This is a genomic window from Streptomyces sp. S.PNR 29, assembly GCF_030386795.1.
GTDB lineage: Bacteria > Actinomycetota > Actinomycetes > Streptomycetales > Streptomycetaceae > Streptomyces.
The window spans coordinates 402,087-425,167 of sequence record NZ_JANUQM010000001.1 but is presented as its reverse complement, the minus strand read 5'-3'; the positions used below and the strand labels follow the sequence as shown (position 1 = coordinate 425,167).

At 71.4% G+C, this 23,081-nt stretch carries 20 protein-coding genes; 10 read left to right on the top strand and 10 right to left on the bottom strand.

Annotation, left to right across the window (positions count from 1 at the left end; all coding sequences use genetic code 11):
- Positions 1-177 precede the first annotated feature (177 nt).
- Both NW895_RS02105 and NW895_RS02100 read left to right on the top strand, forming a co-directional pair.
- The gene (locus NW895_RS02105) at positions 178-1,176 is read left to right on the top strand and encodes a sigma-70 family RNA polymerase sigma factor (RefSeq protein ID WP_289933302.1); all 999 of its coding nucleotides are present in this window, start codon (positions 178-180) and stop codon (positions 1,174-1,176) included.
- Between the two features lie 542 nt (positions 1,177-1,718).
- The gene (locus NW895_RS02100; protein WP_354670058.1) at positions 1,719-2,420 is read left to right on the top strand and encodes a TetR family transcriptional regulator; all 702 of its coding nucleotides are present in this window, start codon (positions 1,719-1,721) and stop codon (positions 2,418-2,420) included.
- On the opposite strand, the gene NW895_RS02095 is transcribed toward NW895_RS02100, so the two are convergent.
- Positions 2,411-3,400 carry a WYL domain-containing protein gene (locus tag NW895_RS02095; RefSeq protein ID WP_289933301.1) on the bottom strand — a complete coding sequence of 330 codons (990 nt, stop codon included), beginning with the start codon at positions 3,398-3,400 and terminating at the stop codon, positions 2,411-2,413. The genes NW895_RS02100 and NW895_RS02095 overlap by 10 nt on opposite strands.
- Before the next feature lie 62 nt (positions 3,401-3,462).
- On the opposite strand from NW895_RS02095, the gene NW895_RS02090 reads away from it, so the two are divergent.
- From NW895_RS02090 to NW895_RS02070, 5 genes are all read left to right on the top strand, one after another.
- Complete coding sequence (locus NW895_RS02090; RefSeq protein ID WP_289933300.1) at positions 3,463-4,980, top strand: MFS transporter; 1,518 nt, start codon at positions 3,463-3,465, stop codon at positions 4,978-4,980.
- A 174-nt stretch (positions 4,981-5,154) separates the two neighbouring features.
- Positions 5,155-5,916, top strand: coding sequence for a DeoR/GlpR family DNA-binding transcription regulator (locus NW895_RS02085; protein ID WP_289933299.1), 762 nt, complete (start codon positions 5,155-5,157; stop codon positions 5,914-5,916).
- Positions 5,913-6,857 (top strand): 1-phosphofructokinase, encoded by a 945-nt coding sequence (gene pfkB, locus NW895_RS02080; RefSeq protein ID WP_289933298.1) that lies wholly within the window; start codon positions 5,913-5,915, stop codon positions 6,855-6,857. Before NW895_RS02085 ends, pfkB begins: the two co-directional genes overlap by 4 nt.
- Positions 6,857-7,105 (top strand): hypothetical protein, encoded by a 249-nt coding sequence (locus NW895_RS02075; RefSeq protein ID WP_289933297.1) that lies wholly within the window; start codon positions 6,857-6,859, stop codon positions 7,103-7,105. The genes pfkB and NW895_RS02075 overlap by 1 nt, the downstream gene beginning before the upstream one ends.
- The gene (locus NW895_RS02070; protein ID WP_289933296.1) at positions 7,102-9,195 is read left to right on the top strand and encodes a fructose-specific PTS transporter subunit EIIC; all 2,094 of its coding nucleotides are present in this window, start codon (positions 7,102-7,104) and stop codon (positions 9,193-9,195) included. Before NW895_RS02075 ends, NW895_RS02070 begins: the two co-directional genes overlap by 4 nt.
- A 72-nt stretch (positions 9,196-9,267) precedes the next feature.
- Here NW895_RS02070 and NW895_RS02065 read toward each other — a convergent pair whose 3' ends face one another.
- Complete coding sequence (locus tag NW895_RS02065) at positions 9,268-10,014, bottom strand: DUF6227 family protein (protein ID WP_289933294.1); 747 nt, start codon at positions 10,012-10,014, stop codon at positions 9,268-9,270.
- A 157-nt stretch (positions 10,015-10,171) separates the two neighbouring features.
- Positions 10,172-11,389 (bottom strand): Ig-like domain-containing protein, encoded by a 1,218-nt coding sequence (locus NW895_RS02060; RefSeq protein WP_289933293.1) that lies wholly within the window; start codon positions 11,387-11,389, stop codon positions 10,172-10,174.
- A gap of 193 nt (positions 11,390-11,582) precedes the next feature.
- Here NW895_RS02060 and NW895_RS02055 point away from each other — a divergent pair, with 193 nt between their 5' ends.
- Positions 11,583-12,614, top strand: a complete 1,032-nt coding sequence (locus tag NW895_RS02055; RefSeq protein WP_289933291.1) for a P1 family peptidase — start codon at positions 11,583-11,585, stop codon at positions 12,612-12,614.
- 87 nt (positions 12,615-12,701) lie between these two features.
- Here NW895_RS02055 and NW895_RS02050 read toward each other — a convergent pair whose 3' ends face one another.
- Positions 12,702-13,934: a low temperature requirement protein A gene (locus NW895_RS02050; protein WP_289933290.1), complete on the bottom strand. Its 1,233-nt coding sequence runs from the start codon at positions 13,932-13,934 to the stop codon at positions 12,702-12,704.
- A 76-nt stretch (positions 13,935-14,010) separates the two neighbouring features.
- Here NW895_RS02050 and NW895_RS02045 point away from each other — a divergent pair, with 76 nt between their 5' ends.
- Positions 14,011-14,187 carry a hypothetical protein gene (locus NW895_RS02045; RefSeq protein ID WP_289933289.1) on the top strand — a complete coding sequence of 59 codons (177 nt, stop codon included), beginning with the start codon at positions 14,011-14,013 and terminating at the stop codon, positions 14,185-14,187.
- A gap of 16 nt (positions 14,188-14,203) precedes the next feature.
- On the opposite strand, the gene mscL is transcribed toward NW895_RS02045, so the two are convergent.
- From mscL to NW895_RS02015, 6 genes are all read right to left on the bottom strand, one after another.
- On the bottom strand, positions 14,204-14,680 hold the full coding sequence (mscL, locus tag NW895_RS02040) for a large conductance mechanosensitive channel protein MscL (RefSeq protein ID WP_289933288.1): 477 nt from the start codon (positions 14,678-14,680) through the stop codon (positions 14,204-14,206).
- 78 nt (positions 14,681-14,758) lie between these two features.
- Positions 14,759-15,433, bottom strand: coding sequence for a hypothetical protein (locus NW895_RS02035; RefSeq protein ID WP_289933287.1), 675 nt, complete (start codon positions 15,431-15,433; stop codon positions 14,759-14,761).
- 137 nt (positions 15,434-15,570) lie between these two features.
- Positions 15,571-16,413 carry an S-methyl-5'-thioadenosine phosphorylase gene (locus tag NW895_RS02030; protein WP_289933286.1) on the bottom strand — a complete coding sequence of 281 codons (843 nt, stop codon included), beginning with the start codon at positions 16,411-16,413 and terminating at the stop codon, positions 15,571-15,573.
- Between the two features lie 78 nt (positions 16,414-16,491).
- Complete coding sequence (locus NW895_RS02025; protein WP_289933285.1) at positions 16,492-16,821, bottom strand: FmdB family zinc ribbon protein; 330 nt, start codon at positions 16,819-16,821, stop codon at positions 16,492-16,494.
- A 90-nt stretch (positions 16,822-16,911) separates the two neighbouring features.
- Positions 16,912-18,192 carry an MFS transporter gene (locus NW895_RS02020; RefSeq protein WP_289933284.1) on the bottom strand — a complete coding sequence of 427 codons (1,281 nt, stop codon included), beginning with the start codon at positions 18,190-18,192 and terminating at the stop codon, positions 16,912-16,914.
- 263 nt (positions 18,193-18,455) lie between these two features.
- The gene (locus tag NW895_RS02015; protein ID WP_289933927.1) at positions 18,456-19,994 is read right to left on the bottom strand and encodes a potassium/proton antiporter; all 1,539 of its coding nucleotides are present in this window, start codon (positions 19,992-19,994) and stop codon (positions 18,456-18,458) included.
- Between the two features lie 239 nt (positions 19,995-20,233).
- On the opposite strand from NW895_RS02015, the gene NW895_RS02010 reads away from it, so the two are divergent.
- On the top strand, positions 20,234-23,047 hold the full coding sequence (locus NW895_RS02010) for a penicillin acylase family protein (protein ID WP_289933283.1): 2,814 nt from the start codon (positions 20,234-20,236) through the stop codon (positions 23,045-23,047).
- Positions 23,048-23,081: the final 34 nt, after the last annotated feature.

Below are 23,081 nucleotides of genomic sequence, written 5' to 3'. Positions count from 1 at the left end.
GGCCGGACAGGGTACTGCATGATCAGAAAAATTGGGGGGCGGGTTGGGAATTCTGTCCGGATTCCAGTCGTTGTTTCCCACGGATGCAGGGCACCCGAGGAGAGTCCGGTACAGGCCGGAGACGGTGCCGAGTGTCCGAAGGACCACCCGCTGAACCACCATCGCAAGGGAGCACGCATGGCAACCCGTGCCGTCGCCCGTCGTCAGTCCGCCACCGGCGAGACGGCCGACGCGGCAAGCAGTGTTCGCGCCACCGGCGGCGAGATCGCCGACCGCGATCTGGTCGGCATGTACCTCGACGAGATCGCGCGCACGCCGCTGCTCGACGCCGCAAAGGAGGTCGAGCTGTCCCAGGTCATCGAGGCGGGTGTGTTCGCGCGGCAGGTCCTCGACGGCTACGAGGAGACCAAGGCGGACGCCACCCGCGAGGAGCTGCAGGCCCTGGTCGACGCAGGAGAGCGGGCGAAGGACGTCTTCATCCGCTCCAACCTCCGCCTGGTCGTCGCCGTGGCTCGCCGCTACCCCCGCAGCGGCCTGCCTCTTCTGGATCTGATCCAGGAGGGCAACGCCGGCCTGGTGCGCGCGGTCGAGAAGTTCGACTACCGCAAGGGCTTCAAGTTCTCCACGTACGCGACGTGGTGGATCCGTCAGGCGATCACCCGCTCGATAGCGGACCAGTCCCGTACGATCCGGCTGCCCGTCCACCTGGTGGAGGAGCTGGGCCGGATCCGCCGGGTGCAGCGCGAGTTCAACCGTGAGCACGGGCGGGACCCGGAGCCCGCGGAGATCGCCGCCGAGCTCGGTTCCACGGCGGAGCGCGTCATCGACGTGCTCGACTGGGCCCGTGACCCGGTCTCGCTGAACATGTCGGTGGACGACGAGGGCGAGACCCAGTTCGGGGACCTGCTGGAGGACACCTCCGCGGTGTCGCCGGAGCAGTCGGTGCTGACGCTGCTGCGCAGCGAGGAGCTGGACGACCTGATCGGCCGCCTCGACCCGCGCACGGCGTCCATCATCAAGATGCGGTACGGCATCGAGGACGGCCGGGAGCGCACGCTGACCGAGGTCGGCAAGGAGCACGGCCTGACGCGCGAGCGTATCCGCCAGATCGAGAAGCACGCTCTGCTGGAGCTGAAGAAGCTGGCGCGTTCCACCGGCTTCGAGGCGGCGGCGTAAGACGGAGGCGGTGTGGCGGCCCCGAGCTCGGCGAGCAGGGGCCACGCCTTCCCGCGATCGCCGGGCCGGCCGCCGGGCGCAGTGCCCGGCCGAGGGGCCACGGTTCCCGCCCGTGCCTGTGGCGCGCATGACGCGGCTGGGGCGCGAGGGATGGGCGCTCGGCGGCGGGCGCGTCCGCCGGGCCGGGTGCGTACGCCGGGTGGCGAAAGACCGCGCAAACATGGCGGTGTAACGCCGCTTCAACCGCGAGGGGCCAGGGAACAAGACTTCCGGGCCCATGAGTTCGGGCCCCGGGCACAGCCCCCGGACCCCCACGAGCCACGTCCCGACGCACTCCCCCCGGCGCCGGGACTCTCCCTGAGCCGGGCTTCCGGCGCCCCTTCCCCCCGGGTGCCGGGGCCCGGCTCTGTTCCCGCGCGACACGGACGCGGGCGCCGACTCGGCGTCGCCGACCGGGGCTGGAGGGCGGGGCACCCCGCACCTGAACACCGGGGTGGCCCGCCAGATGGCAGATTCTGCCACATGGGCATAGCCTGCCGAACGTGAGCAGCACCACCCCGCGACGGAACCGGCCGTCCTCACCGTCACCCGCGCCGTCGCTCACGGAGCGGCGCAAGGCGGAAACCCGTATGGAGATCGCCCGCGCGGCAGCCGGCCTCTTCGTCCGGCACGGCCTGCGCGCCACCCGCGCCGAGGACATCGCCCAGGCCGCCGGCATCGCCCCGCGCACCTTCTACCGCTACTTCGCCACCAAGGAGGAGGCGGTGGCGCCCCTCTACGTGGTGGGCGCCCAGCGCTGGACGGACGCGGTGCGCGGGGCCCCCGCCGAGCTGTCCCTGCCCCAGGCCCTGGAGCATGCGGCGCGCCACACGCTGACGCCCGGCGCCGGGGTGTCCGCGGCGGCCTGGGCGTGGGTCCGTTCCCTCATCCGTCTGGCCGAGGGCAGCCCGGCCCTGCGGAAGGTGTGGGCCGAGGTGTGCCACCTGTCCGAACGGACCCTGGCGGAGGTCCTCGCCGACCGGCTCACGGAGGGTGACGACAACGTTGCCGCCCGGCTCGCCGTCTCCCCGCTGCTGCGTTTCGCCGCCGCTACGGCCGCCGCCGCGGTCCGGGTGGCCGTCGAACAGTGGGCGTCCGGAGAGGCGCGAGCGGACGGCCCCGAGGGCCCGCTCGCACTGGCGCTGGCCAATCTGGAGGCGCTGCGGGACTTTCCCTGGGAGGAGATGACGGAGCGTCAGGGGTGAGGCCGGGGTCCAGCGGGCCCTTGAGCCGCCCGCCCCAACCGTGCCCCCAATTCCCGCACGTACCGCACGAGTTCCTCGGGCTCCCGCACCCTGAACTCGAACCCGAGCGTCGCCAGCCGCAGGGCCAGCCACTCCGGGGAGTCCCCGACTGTGCCCCGCAGCAGGCAGCCCCCGCCGTCGAGCGCCTCCGGCGCCCCCATCCACCCCGGCACGCGCGGGGCGACGACCTCCACCGGCTCGGCGAACGTGACGACGAACTCGTACGTGTCCTGCTGCCGCCGCATCGACTGCCGCAGAAACTCCGCCGCGTTCCCCGTCGGCAACTCCCGCGGAGCGAACCGTGCCCCGGTGGCGAACGGCTCGCTCAGCCGGTCGACGCGGAAGGTCCGCCAGTCGGCGCGATCGAGGTCGTACGCCACGAGGTACCAGCGGCGCCCCGTCGACACCAGCCGGTACGGCTCGACCACGCGGCGCGACCGCGTCCCGTCCCCGGCGCGGTAGGCGAACCGCAGCCGCTCGCGCCCGGCCACCGTCGAGGCCATCACGGTGAGCGTCTCGGGCGCGATGGACGGCCCGTCCCCGCTGGTCAGCGCGGTCGTCGCGGTCTGGAGCGTGGACACGCGCCGGCGCAGGCGGGACGGCAGTACCTGTTCGAGTTTCGCCAGCGCCCGCACCGACGCCTCCTCCACGCCCTCGACCGCGTGCCCCGCCCCGGCCCGCAGCCCGACGGCGATGGCCACCGCTTCCTCGTCGTCGAGCACGAGCGGCGGCATCGCCTTGCCCGCGACCAGCCGGTAGCCCCCGTCGGCGCCCTTGGTGGCCTGCACCGGGTACCCGAGTTCGCGCAGCCGGTCGATGTCCCGCCGGATCGTGCGCCGCGACACCCCGAGCCGGTCGGAGAGCTCGCCGCCGGGCCATTCGCGGGGCGTCTGGAGGAGGGAGAGGAGTTGCAGGAGCCGGGCCGGAGTGTCCGTCGTCATGGACCCGAGGATGCCGTACCACTAGGACAGGATCTGACCTACTGCGGCTCTACCTTCGACGCATGACCTTCACGGAGTCCACGGACACCCCAGCTCAGCCGGCTTCCGGCGACCGCCGTCGCTGGTTCGCCCTCGCCATCGTGATGACCGCGGCCTTCATGGACCTCGTCGACGTCACGATCGTCAACATCGCCATCCCGTCGATCCAGCAGGACGCGGGCGCCTCCTTCAGTCAGATCCAGTGGATCACCGCCGGATACGCGCTCGCCTTCGCCGCCGGCCTGATCACCGGCGGACGGCTCGGCGACATCCACGGCCGCAAGCGGATCTTCCTGCTCGGCATCGGCGGCTTCACCGTCGCCTCCGCGCTGTGCGGCCTCGCCGTGAACCCGGAGATGCTGGTCGCCTCCCGCGTCCTGCAGGGCGGCATGGCGGCGCTGATGGTGCCGCAGGTGCTGGCGATCGTGCACGCCACCTTCCCGGCGCACGAGCGCGGCAAGGTGTTCGGGCTGTTCGGCGCGATCGTCGGGCTGGGGGCCGTCTCCGGTCCGCTGCTGGGCGCGCTGCTGATGGAGGGGAACCTGTTCGGCCTCGAATGGCGGCCCATCTTCCTCATCAACCTGCCCGTCGGCATCGCGGGCCTGATCCTCGGCAGCCGCTTCATCACCGAGTCCAAGGCACCCCGCGCCCTCAAGCTGGACCTGGTGGGCGTCGCGCTCGTCACCCTCGGTCTGCTGATGCTGCTCTACCCGCTCACCCGTGGCCGTGAGCTGGGCTGGCCGCTGTGGGGGTACGCCTCGATGGCCGGCGCGCTCGTCGTCTTCGCGGCGCTGGTGGCGTACGAGAGGAGGAAGAGCGCGCGGGACGGCTCACCGCTGGTCGAGCTGTCGTTGTTCCGGGTGAAGAGCTTCGCGGCGGGCATCGCCGTCCAGACCGTCTTCGGTCTCGCGCTCGGCGTGTTCTTCCTGGTGTGGACGCTGTACATGCAGATCGGCCTCGGCTGGAGCCCGCTCAGGGCCGGGCTGACCGGCGTCCCCTTCTCCCTCGCGGTCTCGACGGCGGCCGGGATGTCGGTGCAGAAGCTGGTCCCGCGCTTCGGGCGCAAGGTCCTCCAGGCGGGCGCGCTGGTGATGGCGGCCGGAGTGCTGGTCTACGTCTGGGAGTCCGAGCGGTACGGCCTCGGCATCGCCTCCTGGCAGATGGCGCTGCCCCTCGTCGTCATGGGCGCCGGCATGGGCCTGATCGTCGCCCCGCTGACCGACGCGGTGCTGTCTCAGGTGCCGCGCGAGCACGCGGGGTCGGCGTCCGGGCTGATCAACACGGTGCAGCAGATGGGGAACGCGCTGGGGCTGGGCCTCGTGTCGGTCGTCTTCTTCGGCACGATCAGCGACCACCTGGCCCCGGCCGCCGTCGGTCCGGCCTTCGTCGATGCCTTCCAGCACGCGCTGGGCTGGGTCGCCGCGGTGATGGGCGTGATCTTCCTGCTGATGTTCGCACTGCCGAAGCGGCCGGCGCAGCACGTGGAGGGGGCGTCGGAGCCGGTGGCCGATGCGGAGAGGGAGCCCGCGATGGCGTCCTGAGAGCGGGGGAGGGGCCCGGCACTGCGGTGCCGGGCCCCTCGTTCGTTTCCCTTCCCACTCCCTCACATGCCCGTTCATGCCCGATTGCGCCCGAACCCGTTTACATTTCGGAAATCTCGGCGTAGCCTCCCGAGCGAAACCACAAGTTCGGGCACGGGTCGGAGGCGAACGGACATGTACGCACCGGAGCGGCAACAGGAGATCCTCCGCCTCGCCCGTGACGGGGGCCGGGTGGACGTCGTGTCACTGGCCGAGGAGTTCCAGGTGACGGCGGAGACCATTCGCCGCGACCTGAAGGCCCTCGACCGCGCCGGCCTCGTCCGCCGGGTGCACGGCGGTGCCATCCCCGTCGGGCGCCTCGACTTCGAGCCCGACCTCGCCGAGCGCGAGACGACCGCGGCCGACGAGAAGGACCGCATCGCCAAGGCGGCCCTCGCGGAACTGCCGGCCGAGGGCACGATGATCCTCGACGCCGGTACGACGGTGGCCAGGATGGCCGCCGCCCTCCCGCTGGAGGCCTCGCTCACCGTCGTCACGCACAGCCTGCCCATCGCCGCCCGCCTCGCGGACCACCCCGGCATCCAGCTCCACCTCATCGGGGGGCGCGTACGGCACCGTACGCGCGCCGCCGTGGACGCCTGGGCGCTGCGCGCGTACGGCGAGATCCGCGCCGACGTCCTGTTCGTCGCCGCCAACGGCTTCTCCGCCGAGCACGGCCTGACCACCCCCGACCTCGCCGAGGCCGCGGTGAAGCGCGCGGCCGTGGCCGCGGCCCGCCGCGTGGTGCTGCTCGCCGATTCCTCCAAGCACGGCCAGGAGCACTTCGCCCGCTTCGGCCACCTGAGCGATGTGGACCTGCTGATCACCGACAGCGGGCTGAGCCCCGAAGACGCCACCGCCATCGAGCGCGGCGGCACGGAAGTAGTGCGCGCATGATCCTCACCGTCACCCCCAACCCGTCCCTGGACCGCACCTACGAGGTCCCGTCACTCGACCGTGGCGAGGTCATCCGCGCCACCGGTGAGCGCATGGACCCGGGCGGCAAGGGCGTGAACGTCTCGCGCGCCGTCGCGGCAGCCGGGCAGCGCACGGTCGCGGTCCTGCCCCTGGGCGGTGCGCCCGGCGCGGTCGTCGCCGATCTGCTGCAGGAGCAGGGCATCGAGGTCGCGCCGGTTCCGGTCGCCGGAGCCACCCGTTCCAACATCGCGCTCGCGGAGGCCGACGGCGTTCTGACGAAGATCAACGCGCCCGGTCCTGAGCTGTCGGCGGCCGAGCAGGAGCTGCTGCTGGAGACGGTGCGGCAGCAGTCGCGGGACGCCGCCTGGATCGCGTGCTGCGGCAGCCTGCCGCGCGGACTCGCCCCGTCCTGGTACGCCGAGCTGGTCGCGCGGGCGCACTCCGCCGGCGTACGCATCGCGCTCGACACCTCCGGGCCCGCGCTGCTCCAGGCGCTGCGCGAGCGGCCCGACGTGGTGAAGCCGAACGCCGAGGAACTCGCGGAGGCCGTCGGGCGCCCCCTGGCCACCGTCGGCGACGCGGTGAAGGCGGCCGAGGAGCTGCGCGAGATGGGCGCCCGCGCCGTGCTCGCCAGTCTGGGCGCCGACGGGCAGCTGCTCGTGTCCGACGAGGGCGCCTGGTTCGGCAGCGCGCGCGTGGACGTCGTCCGCAGCAACGTCGGCGCCGGCGACTCCTCGCTCGCCGGATTCCTGATCGCCGGCGGCGCCGGACCCGAGGCCCTCGCCTCCGCGGTCGCCCACGGCGCGGCGGCCGTCCAGCTCCCCGGCAGCGTGATGCCGACGCCGGGCGATCTGGACCCGGCGGCCGTGACCGTCACACGCGACGTGCCGGTTGACCGCGACCTGAAGGAGCCGGTGTGATGACGACGACGTACGTGCTGTGTGGACCGGCCGCCCTGAAGCGGCGAGGCGTCCCGTTACTCGCCGAGGCCGACGGCCGGCAGGGCAACCTGAGCCGCCCTGCCGCCCCGTGGGGGCGGGGTTTCCCCGGCTCCGCCCCCACCTCCCGCCGGGCCCCCGAGGCCCGCGTCACCCCCCACCGCACCCCCGTCCCCAACACCGCCCACCCCACTGCACGGGCGATACGCGTGCTAAGGAGCCCGCGATGAGCGAGATGATCACCGCGGACCTGGTCGACCTCGACCTGTCCGCCGACACCAAGGAAGCGGCGGCGCGCGCCCTCGCCGAGCGCATGGTGGCCAAGGGCCGGGTGACCGACCTGGACGGCTTCCTCGCCGACGTGGCCGCGCGCGAGGCACAGATGCCGACCGGCCTCGACGGCGGCATCGGCATCCCGCACTGCCGCAGCGAGCACGTCACCGAGCCGACCCTCGCCTTCGGGCGCAGCGCCGCCGGTATCGACTTCGGCGCGGCCGACGGCCCCGCCGACCTGATCTTCCTGATCGCCGCGCCGGCCGGCGCCGACGACGCCCATCTGACGATCCTGTCGTCGCTGGCCCGGCAGCTGATGAACGCCGAGTTCACCGACGCGCTCCGGTCGGTGGGCGACGCGGCGGCCGCGGCCGCGCTGATCCGGGGGGACGCGGCCGAGGGCGGCTCCGAAGACACCGTGGCGTCGGCGGAAGCGGCCTCTTCCGCCGCCGCCACGGTCACCGACGAGGCCTCCGAGGACGCCGGGAAGGGCTCCGCGGCCGCCGAGGAGGCCTCCGAGGGTCCCGGGAACGCCGCCGAGGAGCGCCCGTTCCGCATCGTCGCCGTCACCTCCTGCCCCACCGGCATCGCCCACACCTACATGGCGGCCGAGTCGCTGGAGAACGCCGGCCGCGAGGCGGGTGTCGAGGTCGTCGTCGAGACACAGGGCTCGGCCGGCTTCACCCGGCTCGACCCGGCCGTCATCGCCGCGGCCGACGGCGTGATCTTCGCCCACGACGTGGCCGTACGGGAGAAGGACCGCTTCGCCGGGAAGCCCACCGTCGACACCGGCGTCAAGGCGGCCATCAACCGGCCCGCCGAACTGATCACCGAGGTGCGCGAGAAGGCGGCGCGCGGCGAGGTGACGGCCGCGGCCCGGCCCGGCTCCACCCCGGTCGAGCGCTCCGGCGAGCCCGGCGAGGGCTACGGCACCAAGCTGCGCAAGTGGCTGATGTCCGGCGTGAGCTACATGGTTCCGTTCGTCGCCGCGGGCGGTCTGCTCATCGCCCTCGGCTTCGCGATCGGCGGCTACCAGATCAACGAGGCCAAGCCGGTCACCGAGCACTTCGACTGGGGCCAGGTCGACAGCTGGGGCGCGTTGCTGTTCCAGATCGGTGGCGCGGCCTTCGGGTTCCTCGTCCCGGTCCTCGCCGGATACATCGCGTACGGCATGGCCGACCGGCCCGGACTCGTGCCCGGCTTCGTCGGCGGCGCCATCTCCGTCACGATCGGCGCGGGCTTCCTCGGCGGTCTGGTCGCCGGTCTGATCGCCGGTGGGGTGGTCCTCGGGATCCAGCGGATCAACATCCCGCCGGTGCTGCGCGGCATCATGCCGGTGGTGGTGATCCCGCTGGTCTCCTCGGCGGTCGTCGGGTTCCTGATGTTCGTGGTCATCGGCAAGCCGATCTCCGAGGCGCAGAAGGGCCTCACCGACTGGCTGAACAGCCTGTCCGGCGCCAACGCCATCCTGCTCGGCGTGCTGCTCGGCCTGATGATGTGCTTCGACCTCGGCGGCCCGGTCAACAAGGTCGCGTACACCTTCGCCACGGCCGGCATCTCGGTCGCCGCCCCCAGCGACTCGGCGATGAAGATCATGGCGGCGGTGATGGCCGCGGGCATGGTCCCGCCGCTGGGCATGGCCCTGGCCACCACGGTCCGCAAGAAGCTGTTCACCACCGCCGAGCGCGAGAACGGCAAGGCGGCCTGGGTGCTGGGCGCCTCCTTCATCTCCGAGGGCGCGATCCCGTTCGCCGCCGCCGACCCGCTGCGGGTCATCCCCGCCTCCATGGCGGGCGGTGCGGTCACCGGTGCGCTGACCATGGCCTTCGGCTCGACCCTGCGCGCCCCGCACGGCGGTATCTGGGTCACCTTCCTGATCGGCAAGCCGTTCCTGTACCTGCTGGCCATCGCGGTCGGTACGGCCATCACGGCGGGCCTGGTCATCGTCCTGAAGGGCATGCGCAAGACGGCCTCGGGGGCGGCGGCCCCGGACGCCGACGGCTCGGCGGCCGCTGCGGCGCAGGGGAAGCAGCCGGTGGCGGCGTAAGCCTCCCGCTCCCGTACACGCGGCCGGTCACAGCCCCCTCAGGGCTGTGACCGGCCGCTCGGCTTGTCCCGGTCAGGAAACCTGTGCCGCCCGCCGCTCCATCGCCTTGCGGGCCTCGTCCTCCGTCACGTACACCTCGCACATGTGCCGCCCGTCGGGCGTCGCCGTGTGCTCGACCTCCCAGAGGGAGACCTCCTTGCCGTCGCGCAGCAGGAACGCGTGCTCGTAGAGGGAGAAGCACAGCCCGGCGCGGCCCGCGCGGCACGGGCGTCCGAAGGCCTGCGTGATCTGGTGCGCGGACGCGGTGGTGAGCAGGGCGGCCGTGTCCGCGCCCGGCCGGTCGGCGTTCTCCGCCCGGCGCAGCAGCCGGCGCGCGTGGTCCGCGGAGTCGTCCGGCATGTACGAGTGCCGCGGGGCGGGGATCGGCGACAGCTGCACCAGCACCGGCAGTTCGAAGTCCGGCGTGTCCGCGGGCAGCGGCAGCCGGGCGGTGGCGGCGCGCAGCTCCTCCTCGTCGACGTACACCTCGTGCTGCGGTTCGCTGCCCGGGGCGGTGTTGTGGACGAGCTCCCACAGCGTGAGCGCACAGCCGTCGGCGAGCAGCCAGGTGTGCCGGTACGTCTCCCGGTGCAGCCCGGCGCTGTGGTGCGCGGAGTGCAGCGAACTGTCGTACGCCAGCGCGCAGTCGAGCTGCCTTATCGTCTCGTCGGGCAGCTCGAACGAGTTCAGGGCGCGACCGAGCAGTCGCGCGAGATGCTCCTCCGGAGACTCGGGCGACTCGGGTGGTTCGTACGCTGCCGTCTCGTACGGAACGCTCAAGGTTTCTCCCGGCGTTGCTGCATGTCACCTTGTGGGTGCATACCGTAGCCCCTCGGTCGGACATCATGTCCGGGAACCGAGAAAACGTGCGTCTGTAAAACGCGCGGGCCGCGCGAAAAGTTCCCGCGCGGCCCGACGAACCGTCAAACGTCCCTGCTCAGGCGGCGCTTCCCGCGATCCACTCGCTCCACGGCAGGTTCCAGCCGTTCAGCCCGTTGTCCGGGGCGACCGTCTTGTCGGGGGAGTTCTTGACGATCACGACGTCGCCGATGAGCGAGTTGTCGTAGAACCACTTGGCGGGCGTGTCGCCCCGCGCTCCCTGCACGTCCTGCAGGCCGACGCAGCCGTGGCTGGTGCCCTCCCGGCCGAAGGGCGGGTTGCCCTTGTTGTACCAGTAGTTGCCGTGGATGAAGGTCCCGGAGGTCGTCAGGCGCATCGCGTGCGGCACGTCCGGGATGTTGTACTCGCCGCCGAAGCCGACCGTCGAGCCGTTCATCCGCGTCTGCACGAACTTCTCGGAGATCACCATCTGCCCGTTGTAGGTGGTGTGCTGCGGGCTGCCCGCCGAGATCGGCAGCGTCTTGAGGGTCTTGCCGTCCCGCACGACCGTCATGGTCTGTGTGCTGACGTCGACCGTGGAGACCTGCGACCGCCCGACGGTGAAGGTCACGGTCTTCTTCTGCACGCCGAAGACGCCGTTCGCGCCCTCCACCCCGTCCAGGTCGAGCTTCATCGTGACCTTGGAGCCGGCCTTCCAGTACTCCTCGGGCCGGAAGTCGAGCCGCTGCGCCCCGAACCAGTGCCCGACCACCTTCTGCCCGCTGCTGGACGTCACCGTGATGTGCGACTGCACGGCCTTCTTGTCGCTGATGGCCTTGTCGAAGGTGAACGACACCGGCATCCCGACGCCGACCGTGGTGCCGTTGTCCGGCGTGTACGTCCCGATGAAGCTGTTGGCTGAGGTGACCGTGGTGAAGATCGAGTTGGCCGCGGCGACCCGGCCGTCGCCGTCCTTCGCGGTCGCCGATATCTGGTACTTCGTCCCCCGCTCCAGCTGCTCCTTCGGCTTCCACACGCTGCCGTTCGCCGAGATCGATCCCGGAACGGCCGTTCCCGTCCCGGCCACCGTCATCTTCACCTCGGTCAGCCTGCCGTCGCTGACCTTCACACCGGTCGAGTTGATCGACGCGCCGGTCGAGCCGTCCTTGGCCGAGATGACGATCTTCGCCGCGGAGGTCTTGGCGGAGCCCGTACCGTCCTTCTTGGAGTTCTTGGCGTTGGCGCTGCCACCGCAGGCGGTGAGGGTCAGGGCGCCGACCACAAGGACGGCACAGGTCCCCAGTACGCGCCGCGCTGCTATGTCCGGCGTTGTCACGGGCTGCTCCAGGTTCGTGTGGTGTGGGTGATCCGCTCCAGTGCGTGGAGAAAGAGGGGACCGGCGGGTGGGGAGGTTCCCTGCGCTGCAGGGAAGGCGGTCACCGTGACAGAACCGGGACATCCCCTCCGCCGCGGCGTGGGCGGTGGCGTGTGCGCTGGGTGCGGTGCGGGGCCTGCACCACACTGGCGCCATGACAGTTGACGCATTGACGGACGTGGCAGGCGTACGGGTGGGGCATGCGACGCGCACCGGCGACGGATGGCTCACCGGCACGACGGTCGTGCTCGCCCCTCAGGGCGGGGCGGTCGCCGCGGTGGACGTGCGCGGGGGCGGTCCCGGCACCAAGGAGACCGACGCCCTCGACCCGCGCAACGTGGTGCAGAAGGTCGAGGCGGTCGTGCTGACCGGCGGCAGCGCATACGGGCTCGACGCGGCGTCCGGGGTGATGGCCTGGCTGGAGGAGCAGGGGCGCGGGGTGCGCGTCGGGGTGGACCCCGCGCATGTCGTACCGGTCGTCCCCGCCGCGTGCGTCTTCGACCTGGGCCGGGGCGGCGACTTCCGCGCCAGGCCGGACGCGGCGACGGGGCGGGCCGCGGTCGAGGCGGCAGCGGCGAGCGCACCGGGGACGCCGGTGCGGGAGGGCTGCGTGGGCGCCGGTACGGGGGCCACGGTCGGACCGCTGAAGGGCGGGGTCGGCACGGCGAGCACGGTTCTGGAGTCGGGGATCACGGTGGCCGCGCTGGTGGTGGCCAACGCGGCGGGATCGGCGGTCGATCCGGAAACGGGCGTGCTGTACGGGGAGTTGTTCCAGGGGCGGCGGGTGGAGTACCCGGAACCATCGGTCCACGAGGCCGCGCGGCGGCGCCTCGCCGAGGTCGCGGAGAGCAGCGCGCCTCCCCCGCTCAACACCACGCTCGCCGTGGTCGCCACCGACGCGGACCTGTCCAAGGCGCAGGCGCAGAAGCTGGCCGGCACCGCCCACGACGGCATCGCCCGCGCCGTACGTCCGGTGCACCTGCTCCACGACGGGGACACCGTGTTCACCCTCGCGACCGGTGAGCGGCCCCTCGACACGGCGAACCCGCTCGCGCTGAACGAGGTCCTCGCGGCAGGTGCGGACCTGGTGACCCGGGCGATCGTGCGAGCGGTGCGCGCCGCGGAGTCGGTGGACGGGCCGGGCGGCGTGTGGCCGGCGTACGGGGAGTTGTACGGCGGCCGTTGACATGGGGGAGGCGGAGGCCCCGCACCCGGTGCCCGACGGACCTCACACGGCCGGTGACCTCACACGGCCGACGTCACACGGCCGGCGTCACGCGGCCGGCGTCGTAGTGCCGCGCTCCCGGGTGACCCTGCGCATGATGAGCGTCTCGCCCGTCGCCACCGTCAGCGCCAGGACCACGCCCGCCGCGAGCACCGCCCAGTCGCCGAGGAACGTGCAGCAGATCACCAGCAGTGCCGCGCTCGGCAGCACCAGCTGCTGGGTCATGCCCACCTTGAAGTAGCGCGAGTGCAGCGCCCACACCGTGAGCAGGTACAGCGCCGTCGGCAGGGTCACCGCGGCCGACGCGGCCAGCGTGGAGATGTGCGCCTTGCCGACGGTCTGCTCCACCGCCACCTCCAGGCCGGCCCCGATCGCCGCGGCCGAGGCGAACACCAGGTAGTGGCCGTAGCCCCACAGGAAGGCCTGTCTGTTGGAGCGCAGATGGCCGTGGATGGGGACCGCGAAGTAGATCCACCAGGCGGCGAAGATGATCAGCAGGCCGCCCGCGGCGATCGGCAGCAGTTCGCCCAGCGCGTCGTTCTCGTCGATGCCGGACTTCACCGCGACCGTGGCCGCGGCGATGGTCTCGCCGAGCACGATGATGGTGAACAGTCCGTACCGCTCGGAGATGTGGTGCGGATGCCAGGACGTGGGATGGTCCTTCTCCGCGTACGGCGGCACGCACATCTCCAGCAGCGCCATCACCAGGAACACCCAGGGCCGGGCGCTCTCGGGGAAGAACAGCAGCCCCAGCCAGCCGATCTGGCAGAGCGCCACACCACCGGCGTACCGCAGCGCCATCGTGCGCTCCGGCGGCGCGGCGGCGCGTGCCACCCGCAGCCACTGCGCCGTCATGGCGAGCCGCATGATCAGATAGCCGAGCCACACGGCCAGGAACTCGTGGTCCTCGAACGCCCGGGAGATCCCTGCGGCGAGCACCAGGACGCCGGCGATCTGCACCAAGGTGACGACCCGGTAGAGCACGTCGTCGTTGTCGTACGCCGAGGCGAACCAGGTGAAGTTCATCCAGGCCCACCAGATGGCGAAGAACACCATCGCGTAGTCGCCGATCCCCTCGCCGGCGTGTCCCCCGGCGACGGCGTGCACCAGCTGGATGCCCGCCTGGGCGACGGCCACGACGAAGCACAGGTCGAAGAAGAGCTCCAGCGGTGTGGCGACCCGGTACGCCTCGTCGCGGCCGCGGGCGGTGAGCCTGCGCAGCGGCCCGCGTCTGCCGGGAGCGCCGAAGGACCCTGGCGCGGGAGTCGGACTGGACGTCATGAATCCCAGCACAGCAGACGGAGGGCGAACCTGCTCGTGGACGGAGCGCACCGGCCGGGAGCCGTACCCTGGACGCATGAGTACCGCCCCCGACCCCGAGCCGCGCGCGCCGAAGCCCGCGCTGGTCTTCGACGACCCGCTGGACCAGCAGACCGCGGACGACACCGACCGCGGGTGGGGCGAGCGGACCGACGGCGACCCGGCGGCCGACCTGAAGCGCTTCCTCGACGAGAAGCCGCCCCACCACCTGTGAGCCGGGCAGGCCGCCGTTACTGCCGGTCGTGGCCCGTACCGCGCTGCGCGACCAGCGCGTCGCGGATCTCCGTGAGTACCTCCAGCTCGGTGACCTCGACGACTTCGTGCGTGCCCTCCTTCGCCTTCCTGCGGGCCTCCACCCGCGCCAGGTACTTCGACATGGGCAGAACCATCAGGAAGTAGACGACGGTCGCGGTGATCAGGAAGCTGAGGGTGGCACCGAGGACGGAACCCCACAGGATCGGGACACCGCTTGTCACCGTGCCGTCGGCGGCCACCTTGCACGGCGCCTCCAGGCACGAGCTGTAGCCGTCGAGGTTCTTGGTGCCGATCGCCCCGACCAGCGGGTTGATGATGCCCTTCACCACCGAGTTGACGATGTTGCTGAAGGCGGCACCGATGACGACCGCCACCGCCAGATCGACGACGTTCCCGCGCATCAGGAAGGCCTTGAAGCCCTGCAGGATGTTCGCTTCCTTCTTCTCGCTCACCAAGAAGCCCCTCTGTACAAGTCGTGGAACAAACAGTTCCGCAACCTACGTGACCACTTGGCAAGCCTGTCCAGGGGATCAGCACAGCGTCACCGCAAGCCGTGCCGTGGCTCCCGCGCCGACCAGTCGCGCCGCGGTGGCACGCGGTACCGAGAGCACGACCAGCGCCCCGCTCTCCGCGGCCCCGTCCAGGACCTCCGGCACCTTCGTCACCCGCGCGCCACGCGCGACCAGCCGGGCGTCACCACCGGCCGCAGGGCCCTCGGCCGCGACGACGTCGACCCGGTCGCCCGGCCTCAGCAGCCGCACCGTGGCCGCGTCTGCGATCCGCACCGGCGCCGACACCAACGCCGTGGAGCGCCGCTGCCGTGCCTGATCGGCCACCGGATGCCCGCGCGCCCGCTCGGCGCCACGCGCGTCGGCCCCCTCCTCGGGACCGGCCGCCACCAGCGCCGCCGCGGTGACGGCGAGGCCGGCCGCCACAGCTCGCCTCCGGTGCCGCACGAGCCGGCGCAGCTGGTACCGCCCGCCGCGCACCCGCACGGGGGCGAACTGCGGCACCTCGCACGTGGGCGGAGCGTCGGTGCCGTGCGGCCGCGGCGACGGAGAAGAAGAGAGAGAAGGCGAGGGAGAAGAAGAGCGAGCAGGCGAGGGAGAAGAAGAGGGGGAAGAAGAGCGAGCAGGCGAGGGAGAAGAAGAGGGGGAAGAAGAGAGACGAGACGAGGGAGGAGGGAGGAAAGAGGGACGGGACACGGTGAACCACCACCTGCGACGACGGATCGGCTTGCGATCCCCACGATGAGGCCTCGCGCCGCCGCCCGCCGACGCCCGTGTGTTACTCGCAGGTTGTGGACAACTCCCTCACCCGAACGAGCAGTTCCGCCGCAGGGCTACGGCAGCGCGAACCCCGGATCCATCCCGCCCAGCGCCTTTGTGCACAGGCAGTCCCGCTCTCCGGTCGCCGGCAGCGCGGCCACCGCGTCGAACAGCACGCCCCGCAGCCGGTCCACGTTCGCCGCGAAGACCCGCAGCACCTCGTCGTGCGAGACGCCCTCGCCGGTCTCGGCACCGGCGTCGAGGTCGGTGACCAGGGTCAGTGAGGTGTAGCAGAGCTCCAGCTCGCGGGCGAGCGCGGCCTCCGGGTGGCCGGTCATGCCCACCACCGACCAGCCCTGCGCCTGGTGCCACAACGATTCTGCACGGGTCGAGAAGCGCGGCCCCTCGACCACCACCAGGGTGCCGCCGTCCACCGGCTCCCAGTCCCGCCCGCGTGCGGCCTTGAGCGCGACCGCCCGCCCGGTGGGGCAGTAGGGGTCGGCCAGCGACACGTGCAGCACGTACGGCACCGTGCCGTCGGGCAGCGGCAGACCGTCGAAGTACGTCGACAGCCGGGACTTCGTACGGTCGACCAGCTGGTCCGGCACCAGCAGTGTGCCCGGCCCGTACTCGGGACGCAGACCGCCCACCGCGCACGGGCCGAGGACCTGGCGCACGCCGACCGACCTGAGCGCCCACAGGTTGGCCCGGTAGTTGATCCGGTGCGGCGGCAGATGGTGGCCGCGACCGTGCCGGGGCAGGAAGGCGACCCGCCGGCCGGCGACCTCGCCGAGGAAGAGGGAGTCGCTGGGCGGCCCGTACGGAGTCTCCACCTGGACCTCGGTCACGTCGTCGAGGAACGAGTAGAAACCGGAGCCGCCGATCACGCCGATCTCGGCGTTCACCTTGTTCGCCATGCCCCGCACACTAGCCGCACCCGCGGAGGCCGAGGACCCCGTCGCCGGACGACGACAGGGTCCCGTAAGAAGTGGGCCTTACGCGGCGGTGCTGCTGGCGGAGCTGCCGGAGCTGCCGGACGACGAGGACGACGAGGACGACGACGAGGTCGAGTCCGAGGACGACGACGAAGCCGACGAGGAAGAGGAGGACGACGACTTCGACGACGCCGGCGAGCTGCTCGACGAGGAGCTGCGGCTGTCGTTGCGGTAGAAGCCGGAGCCCTTGAAGACAATGCCGACCGCCGAGAACACCTTCTTCAGGCGGCCCTTGCAGCTGGGGCACTCGGTCAGGGCGTCGTCGGTGAACTTCTGCACCGCCTCAAGGCCCTCGCCGCATTCGGTGCACTGGTACTGGTAGGTGGGCACTGTCTTCCTCCTGGCACTCTCACCTGGTGAGTGCTGGCACTCTAACTCTGCGAGTGCTAACGACGGTCCATAGTGACGCATTCCCGGGGATCAGTCCACTGGGAGCGGCGCGCGGTGACCGACGCCACGTGCGACGGTCCGGCTGTGGGGCCGTGCCGCCAGCCGTGACCGCAGTGCCACCAGGGTCGCCAGGGCGAGCACGGTGCCGCCCATCGGCACCAGGAACCCGGCGCCGTCCCGGAAGCGGTCCTCCAGCTGTCCGGAGACGGTGACGGCGGCCGCCTGGCCGAGCGCCACCGCGCCGGTCAGCCAGGTGAACGCCTCGGTGCGCGCGCCGGCCGGGACCAGGGACTCGACCAGGGTGTAGCCGGTGATGAGGGCGGGCGCGATGCACATGCCGACCAGCAGACCGAGGCCCGCGAGGACGGGCACCGAGTGCGCGGCCCACAGACCGGACGCGGTCAGCGCCAGGGCGGCGTACCCGACGACCAGGCGCCGCTGCGGGGCCGCCTTCCAGGCGACGGCTCCGCAGACGATGCCGGAGAGCATGTTGCCCGCGGCGAAGACGCCGTACAGGACGCCGTTCAGCCCGGGTGCGCCGATCGACTCGGTGAAGGCGGCGAGCGAGACCTGCATGCCGCCGAAGACGGACCCGATGCCCAGGAAGGCCACGATCAGGACGCGCACCCCGGGGACGCGCAGCGCGGAAGCGTGCTCCACGCGCGCGTGCCCCTCGTCTTTCCCACCGGTGACCGGGGGCTGGGTGCTCCTCTGCGCGGCGAACAGCAGGCCGCCGAGCAGGGTCAGCGCGGCCTCCGTGACCAGGCCCGCGGCCGGGTCGACGGCCGTGCACAGGGCGGTGGCCAGCAGTGGTCCGACGACGAAGGTCAGCTCGTCCGTCACGGACTCGAAGGCCGCCGCGGTGGTCATCAGCGGGGAGCCCTTGAGCGTCACGCCCCAGCGGGCCCGCACCATGGGCCCGATCTGCGGCACCGAGGCGCCGGTCGGAACGGCCGCCGCGAACAGCGCCCACAGGGGAGCGCGGCCCAGCGCGAGAGCCGTCAGCGCCAGGCACGACACGGCGTGCACCAGCACACCCGGGACCAGCACGGCCCGCTGCCCGTAGCGATCGGCGAGGCGGCCGCCGTAGGGCGCGAACAGCGCCATGGAGACGCCCGTGACGGCCGCGGCGGCGCCCGCCGCCCCGTACGAGCCGGTGGTGTGCTGCACCAGCAGCACGATCGAGATGGTGAGCATCGCGAACGGCTGTCGTGCCGCGAAGCCAGGGAGCAGGAACGTCCAGGCGCCGCGGGTGCGCAGCAGCTGTCCGTACCCCGGACGGGACGACTTCGAGGTGACCGTGGACGCCACGGCCCGTGCCTTTCCGCCGCCTGGTAGCGCGGCCCCTTCGACAAGGGGGCGGGCGCCGAGAGCTGTCCTCTTGCGCGTACTGCGGTAGATACCGGGCCACGGAGGGGGCCGGCCGCCATACGGTCGCGCCAGCTCTGCGTCAGGCAGAGTTGGTTCGATCAGGTGACGGCTTCATCGTACAGGGGCAACCGGCGTCACACCTGTGAAAGAGAGCACCATGCGGGCTCTCACCTGCGATTGCTGCCCCCGGTCCGTTTCTGCTCTCACCTGCCACTGCTCCCCGGCCCGTTCACGCCCAGCCACCCGGCGAGCTTGCCGCCGCGCCCCACCGCGCGCAGCCGTCGCTCCGCGGAGTCCCGGACGGGATCCGTGGCGACCACGAGCAGTTCGTCCCCGCGCTGCAGGACCGTCGTCGGCAGCGGTACGAACGACTCACCCGCGCGCACGATGAGGGTGACGGCCGCCCCGGACGGCAGCCGCAGCTCGTTGATCTCGACGCCGTGCATCCGCGAGCCCTCCGGGATCGCGACGGACAGCAGGTGCCCGCGCAGCCGCTCCAGGGGCGCCGACTCGATGCCGAGGTCAGCGGCCTCCGCCCCGTCGCCCAGGCGCAGCTTGCGGGCCACCCACGGCAGCGTCGGCCCCTGGATCAGGGTGTAGACGACGACGAGGACGAAGACGATGTTGAAGATCCGCCGGCTGGCCTCGACGCCCTCCACCATGGGGATGGTCGCCAGGATGATGGGCACGGCCCCGCGCAGCCCGGCCCAGGACATGAGGGCCTGTTCCTGCCATGGCACCCGGAACGGCAGCAGGCCCAGCACGACGCTGAGCGGACGCGCCACCATGGTCAGCACCAGCCCGATGACGAGCGCGGGCACGACGTCGTCGCCCAGTTCGTGCGGGGTGACCAGGAGGCCGAGCAGGACGAACATGCCGATCTGGGCGATCCAGCCGAGCCCCTCGGCGAACCCGCGGGTGGCGGGCCAGTGCGGCAGCCGCGCGTTGCCCAGCATCATGGAGGCCAGGTACACGGCCAGGAAGCCGCTGCCGTGCGCCAGTGCGCCCGCCGCGTAGGCCACGACGGCGATCGCCATGACGGCGATCGGGTAGAGGCCGGAGGCGGGCAGCGCCACGTGCCTCAGCCCCCAGGCGCCCAGCCAGCCCACCGCGAGTCCGATGGCCGCACCGATGGCCAGCTCCAGCGCGATCTTGCCCAGCAGCAGGTACCAGTGCTCCAGCGGGCCGGCCGCGGAGAAGGCCATCACCAGGATGACCACGGGGGCGTCGTTGAAGCCGGACTCGGCTTCCAGTGTGCCCGTCACGCGCGCGGGGAGGGGGATTTTCCGCAGCACCGAGAAGACGGCCGCCGCGTCCGTCGAGGACACCACCGCCCCGATGATCAGCGCCTGGCGCCACTCCAGCCCGGTCAGGTAGTGCGCGCCCGCCGCCGTCACGCCGACGCTCACCGCGACCCCGGCCAGCGCCAGCGTGGAGGCGGCGGGCAGGGCCGGCTTGATCTCCTTCCACTTCGTGCCGAGACCACCTTCGGCCAGGATCACGACCAGGGCCGCGTACCCGATGACCTGGGTCAGTTCCGCGTTGTCGAAGTGGATGCCGCCGATGCCGTCCTGCCCCATGGCGACGCCGATGGCCAGGTAGACGAGCAGGCTGGGGAGCCCGCTGCGCGAGGAGATCCGGACCGCTGCGACGGCGACGAGCAGGACGAGCGAGCAGACGAGCAGGAGCTGGTTGAGGTGGTGGACAGTCAGCGGCCGTTCCCTTCCCTGGCACCCGCGCACCACGCGCGCGTGCTCACGTACATCGCACACGAAGCCACGGGCTCCGTAGCCAACTACTTCGTTACCTTACCTAACTCTTGACTATTTCTTGACGCTCGGCTTGGCAAGATCGAACGCCCGTCCGTGCCGGTTCCCGACTCCGCGTCAAGGGGCGTCGGGCCCTGCGCCTATGGTTGCTCCAGCGCTCAGTTAAAAGGACAGCTCCGCCTGCCGCTCGTGTTAGGACAGCAAGGACAGCGATGCCCCCCACCAACACCGCTTCTTCGGGTCAGCAGCCCGGCAAGTCCGGCAGGAAGAAGGGACGCAGAGCCCGCCTGATCGTGCTCGTGCTGGTACTGGCCATCATCGGTGGCGTCGCCTACGGGGCGTACTGGTCGATCAGCACCGTCCGCGCCTCCTTCCCGCAGACCAAGGGCTCGATCACGCTGGAGGGCCTGTCGGGACCCGTCGACGTCAAGCGCGACGGCTACGGCATCCCGCAGATCTACGCCTCCTCCGACGAGGACCTGTTCATGGCGCAGGGCTACGTCCAGGCGCAGGACCGGTTCTACGAGATGGACGTGCGCCGGCACATGACCGCCGGGCGTCTGTCGGAGATGTTCGGCAAGGGCCAGGTCGAGAACGACGAGTTCCTGCGCACGCTGGGCTGGGACCGGGTCGCGAAGGAGGAGTACGACACCAAGCTGTCGGCCTCCGCGAAGAAGTACCTCCAGGCGTACGCCAAGGGAGTCAACGCCTACCTGCAGGGCAAGGACGGCAAGGACATCTCGCTGGAGTACGCGGCCCTCGGGTTCACCAACGACTACAAGCCGGAGCAGTGGACTCCCGTCGACTCGATCTCCTGGCTGAAGGCGATGGCCTGGGACCTGCGCGGCAACATGCAGGACGAGGTGGACCGCGCCCTGATGACCAGCCGCCTCGGCCCGAAGCAGATCGCCGACCTGTACCCGCAGTACCCGTACAGCCGCAACAAGGCGATCGTGCAGCAGGGGCAGTACGACGAGCTCACCGGTACGTTCGAGGGCGGCGGCACGAGCGGAACGAGCGGCACCGCGGGCACGTCCTCGACTCCGGGTACCTCCACCGGAACGTCCGGATCGGCCGGAACGCCCGGGACATCCGGAACGGCGGGAACATCCACCGGCGCCTCCGCCCTGCAGAGCCAGCTCTCGGGTCTCCAGAGCGTCCTGGACGACCTCCCCACGGCCGTCGGCGTGAACGGCAACGGCATCGGCTCCAACGCCTGGGTGGTCTCCGGGAAGCACACCATCACCGGCAAGCCGCTGCTGGCCAACGACCCGCACCTGAAGCCCTCGCTGCCGTCCGTCTGGTACCAGATGGGCCTGCACTGCCGCAGCGTCTCCGACAAGTGCCAGTACGACGTCAGCGGCTACACCTTCGCGGGCATGCCGGGCGTGATAATCGGCCACAACCAGAACATCGCCTGGGGCCTGACCAACTCCGGCGTCGACGTCACCGACCTGTACCTGGAGAAGATCACCGGCGACGGCTACCTGTACGACGGCAAGGTGCTGCCCTTCAAGACGCGCGAGGAGACCATCAAGGTCGCCGGCGGAGCGCCCAAGAAGATCGTCGTCCGGGAGACCAACAACGGCCCCCTGCTGTCCGACCGTGACGACGAGCTGGTGAAGGTCGGCAGGAAGGCCACCGTCGACACCGCGGCCCCCGACCGCGGCGACGGCTACGGCGTCGCGCTGCGCTGGACCGCGCTGGAGCCGGGCACCTCCATGGACGCGATCTTCGCCATGGACAAGGCGGCGGACTTCAGCGGCTTCCGCGCGGCAGCCGCACTGTTCGACGTGCCCTCGCAGAACCTGGTCTACGCCGACACCAGGAACAACATCGGCTACACGCTGCCCGGAAAGATCCCCACGCGCGCGAAGGACGACGACGGCTCCATTCCGGCGCCGGGCTGGGACTCCAAGTACCGCTGGACCGGCTACATCAAGCAGGACGAGCTGCCGTACGAGTACAACCCGAAGCGCGGCTACATCGTCACCGCCAACCAGGCCGTCATCGACCAGGACAAGTACCCCTACACGCTCACCACGGACTGGGGGTACGGCACCCGCAGCCAGCGGATCACCGACCTGATCCAGCAGAAGATCGACGACGGCGGCAAGATCTCCACCGACGACATGCGTCAGATGCAGATGGACAACAGCAGTGAGATCGCCAAGCTGCTGGTGCCCCAGCTGCTGAAGATCGACACCGGTGACAAGGACGTCCGCGAGGCGCAGAAGCTGCTGGAGGGCTGGGACTACACCCAGGACGCCGACTCGGCGGCGGCCGCCTACTTCAACGCGGTCTGGCGCAACATCCTCAAGCTGGCCTTCGGCAACAAGCTGCCCAAGGAGCTGCGGGTCAAGGGCCAGTGCCTGTGGGTCGAGCCGGTCAACAGCACCGGGCCCGCGGACGCCACCGAGAAGGTCCGCGAGTGCGGCCAGCGCGACGCCGACCAGGCGCAGCCGGACGGCGGCGACCGCTGGTTCGAGGTGGTCCGCAACCTCATGGACGACCCGAAGAGCGACTGGTGGACGACGCCCGCCGGAGTGGGCAACCGTGACGAGGCCGACAACCGGGACGATCTGTTCAAGCGCGCCATGATCGACGCCCGCTGGGAGCTGACCGCCAAGCTCGGCAAGGACATCGACACCTGGAGCTGGGGCCGGCTGCACCGCCTGTTCCTGAAGAACAGCACCCTCGGCACCGACGGCCCCGGCTTCCTGCAGTACGTCCTCAACCGCGGCCCGTGGGAGCTCGGCGGCGGCGAGGCGGCGGTCGATGCCACCGGCTGGAACGCCGCCGGCGGCTACGGCGTCGTCTGGGTGCCGTCGATGCGGATGGTGGTCAACCTCGCCGATCTCGACAAGTCGAAGTGGATCAACCTCACCGGCGCCTCCGGGCACGCCTACAGCGCCCACTACATCGACCAGACCAGCAAGTGGGTCAAGGGCGAACTGCTGCCGTGGTCCTACTCGCGCAAGGCGGTCGACGCCGGCACGAGCGACACGCTGGTGCTCAAGCCGTGAGGCGCTGACAATCCGTCGGAAACGGCCCTCCACG

What these genes read in the sequence shown, in the direction of transcription:
- NW895_RS02105 (WP_289933302.1), top strand. Translation starts at nt 178, where the DNA reads ATGGCAACCCGTGCCGTCGCCCGTCGTCAGTCCGCCACCGGCGAGACG.
- NW895_RS02095 (WP_289933301.1), bottom strand. Translation starts at nt 3,400, where the DNA reads ATGACGACGGACACTCCGGCCCGGCTCCTGCAACTCCTCTCCCTCCTC.
- NW895_RS02090 (WP_289933300.1), top strand. Translation starts at nt 3,463, where the DNA reads ATGACCTTCACGGAGTCCACGGACACCCCAGCTCAGCCGGCTTCCGGC.
- NW895_RS02085 (WP_289933299.1), top strand. Translation starts at nt 5,155, where the DNA reads ATGTACGCACCGGAGCGGCAACAGGAGATCCTCCGCCTCGCCCGTGAC.
- pfkB (WP_289933298.1), top strand. Translation starts at nt 5,913, where the DNA reads ATGATCCTCACCGTCACCCCCAACCCGTCCCTGGACCGCACCTACGAG.
- NW895_RS02075 (WP_289933297.1), top strand. Translation starts at nt 6,857, where the DNA reads ATGACGACGACGTACGTGCTGTGTGGACCGGCCGCCCTGAAGCGGCGA.
- NW895_RS02070 (WP_289933296.1), top strand. Translation starts at nt 7,102, where the DNA reads ATGAGCGAGATGATCACCGCGGACCTGGTCGACCTCGACCTGTCCGCC.
- NW895_RS02055 (WP_289933291.1), top strand. Translation starts at nt 11,583, where the DNA reads ATGACAGTTGACGCATTGACGGACGTGGCAGGCGTACGGGTGGGGCAT.
- NW895_RS02050 (WP_289933290.1), bottom strand. Translation starts at nt 13,934, where the DNA reads ATGACGTCCAGTCCGACTCCCGCGCCAGGGTCCTTCGGCGCTCCCGGC.
- NW895_RS02045 (WP_289933289.1), top strand. Translation starts at nt 14,011, where the DNA reads ATGAGTACCGCCCCCGACCCCGAGCCGCGCGCGCCGAAGCCCGCGCTG.
- NW895_RS02030 (WP_289933286.1), bottom strand. Translation starts at nt 16,413, where the DNA reads ATGGCGAACAAGGTGAACGCCGAGATCGGCGTGATCGGCGGCTCCGGT.
- NW895_RS02010 (WP_289933283.1), top strand. Translation starts at nt 20,234, where the DNA reads ATGCCCCCCACCAACACCGCTTCTTCGGGTCAGCAGCCCGGCAAGTCC.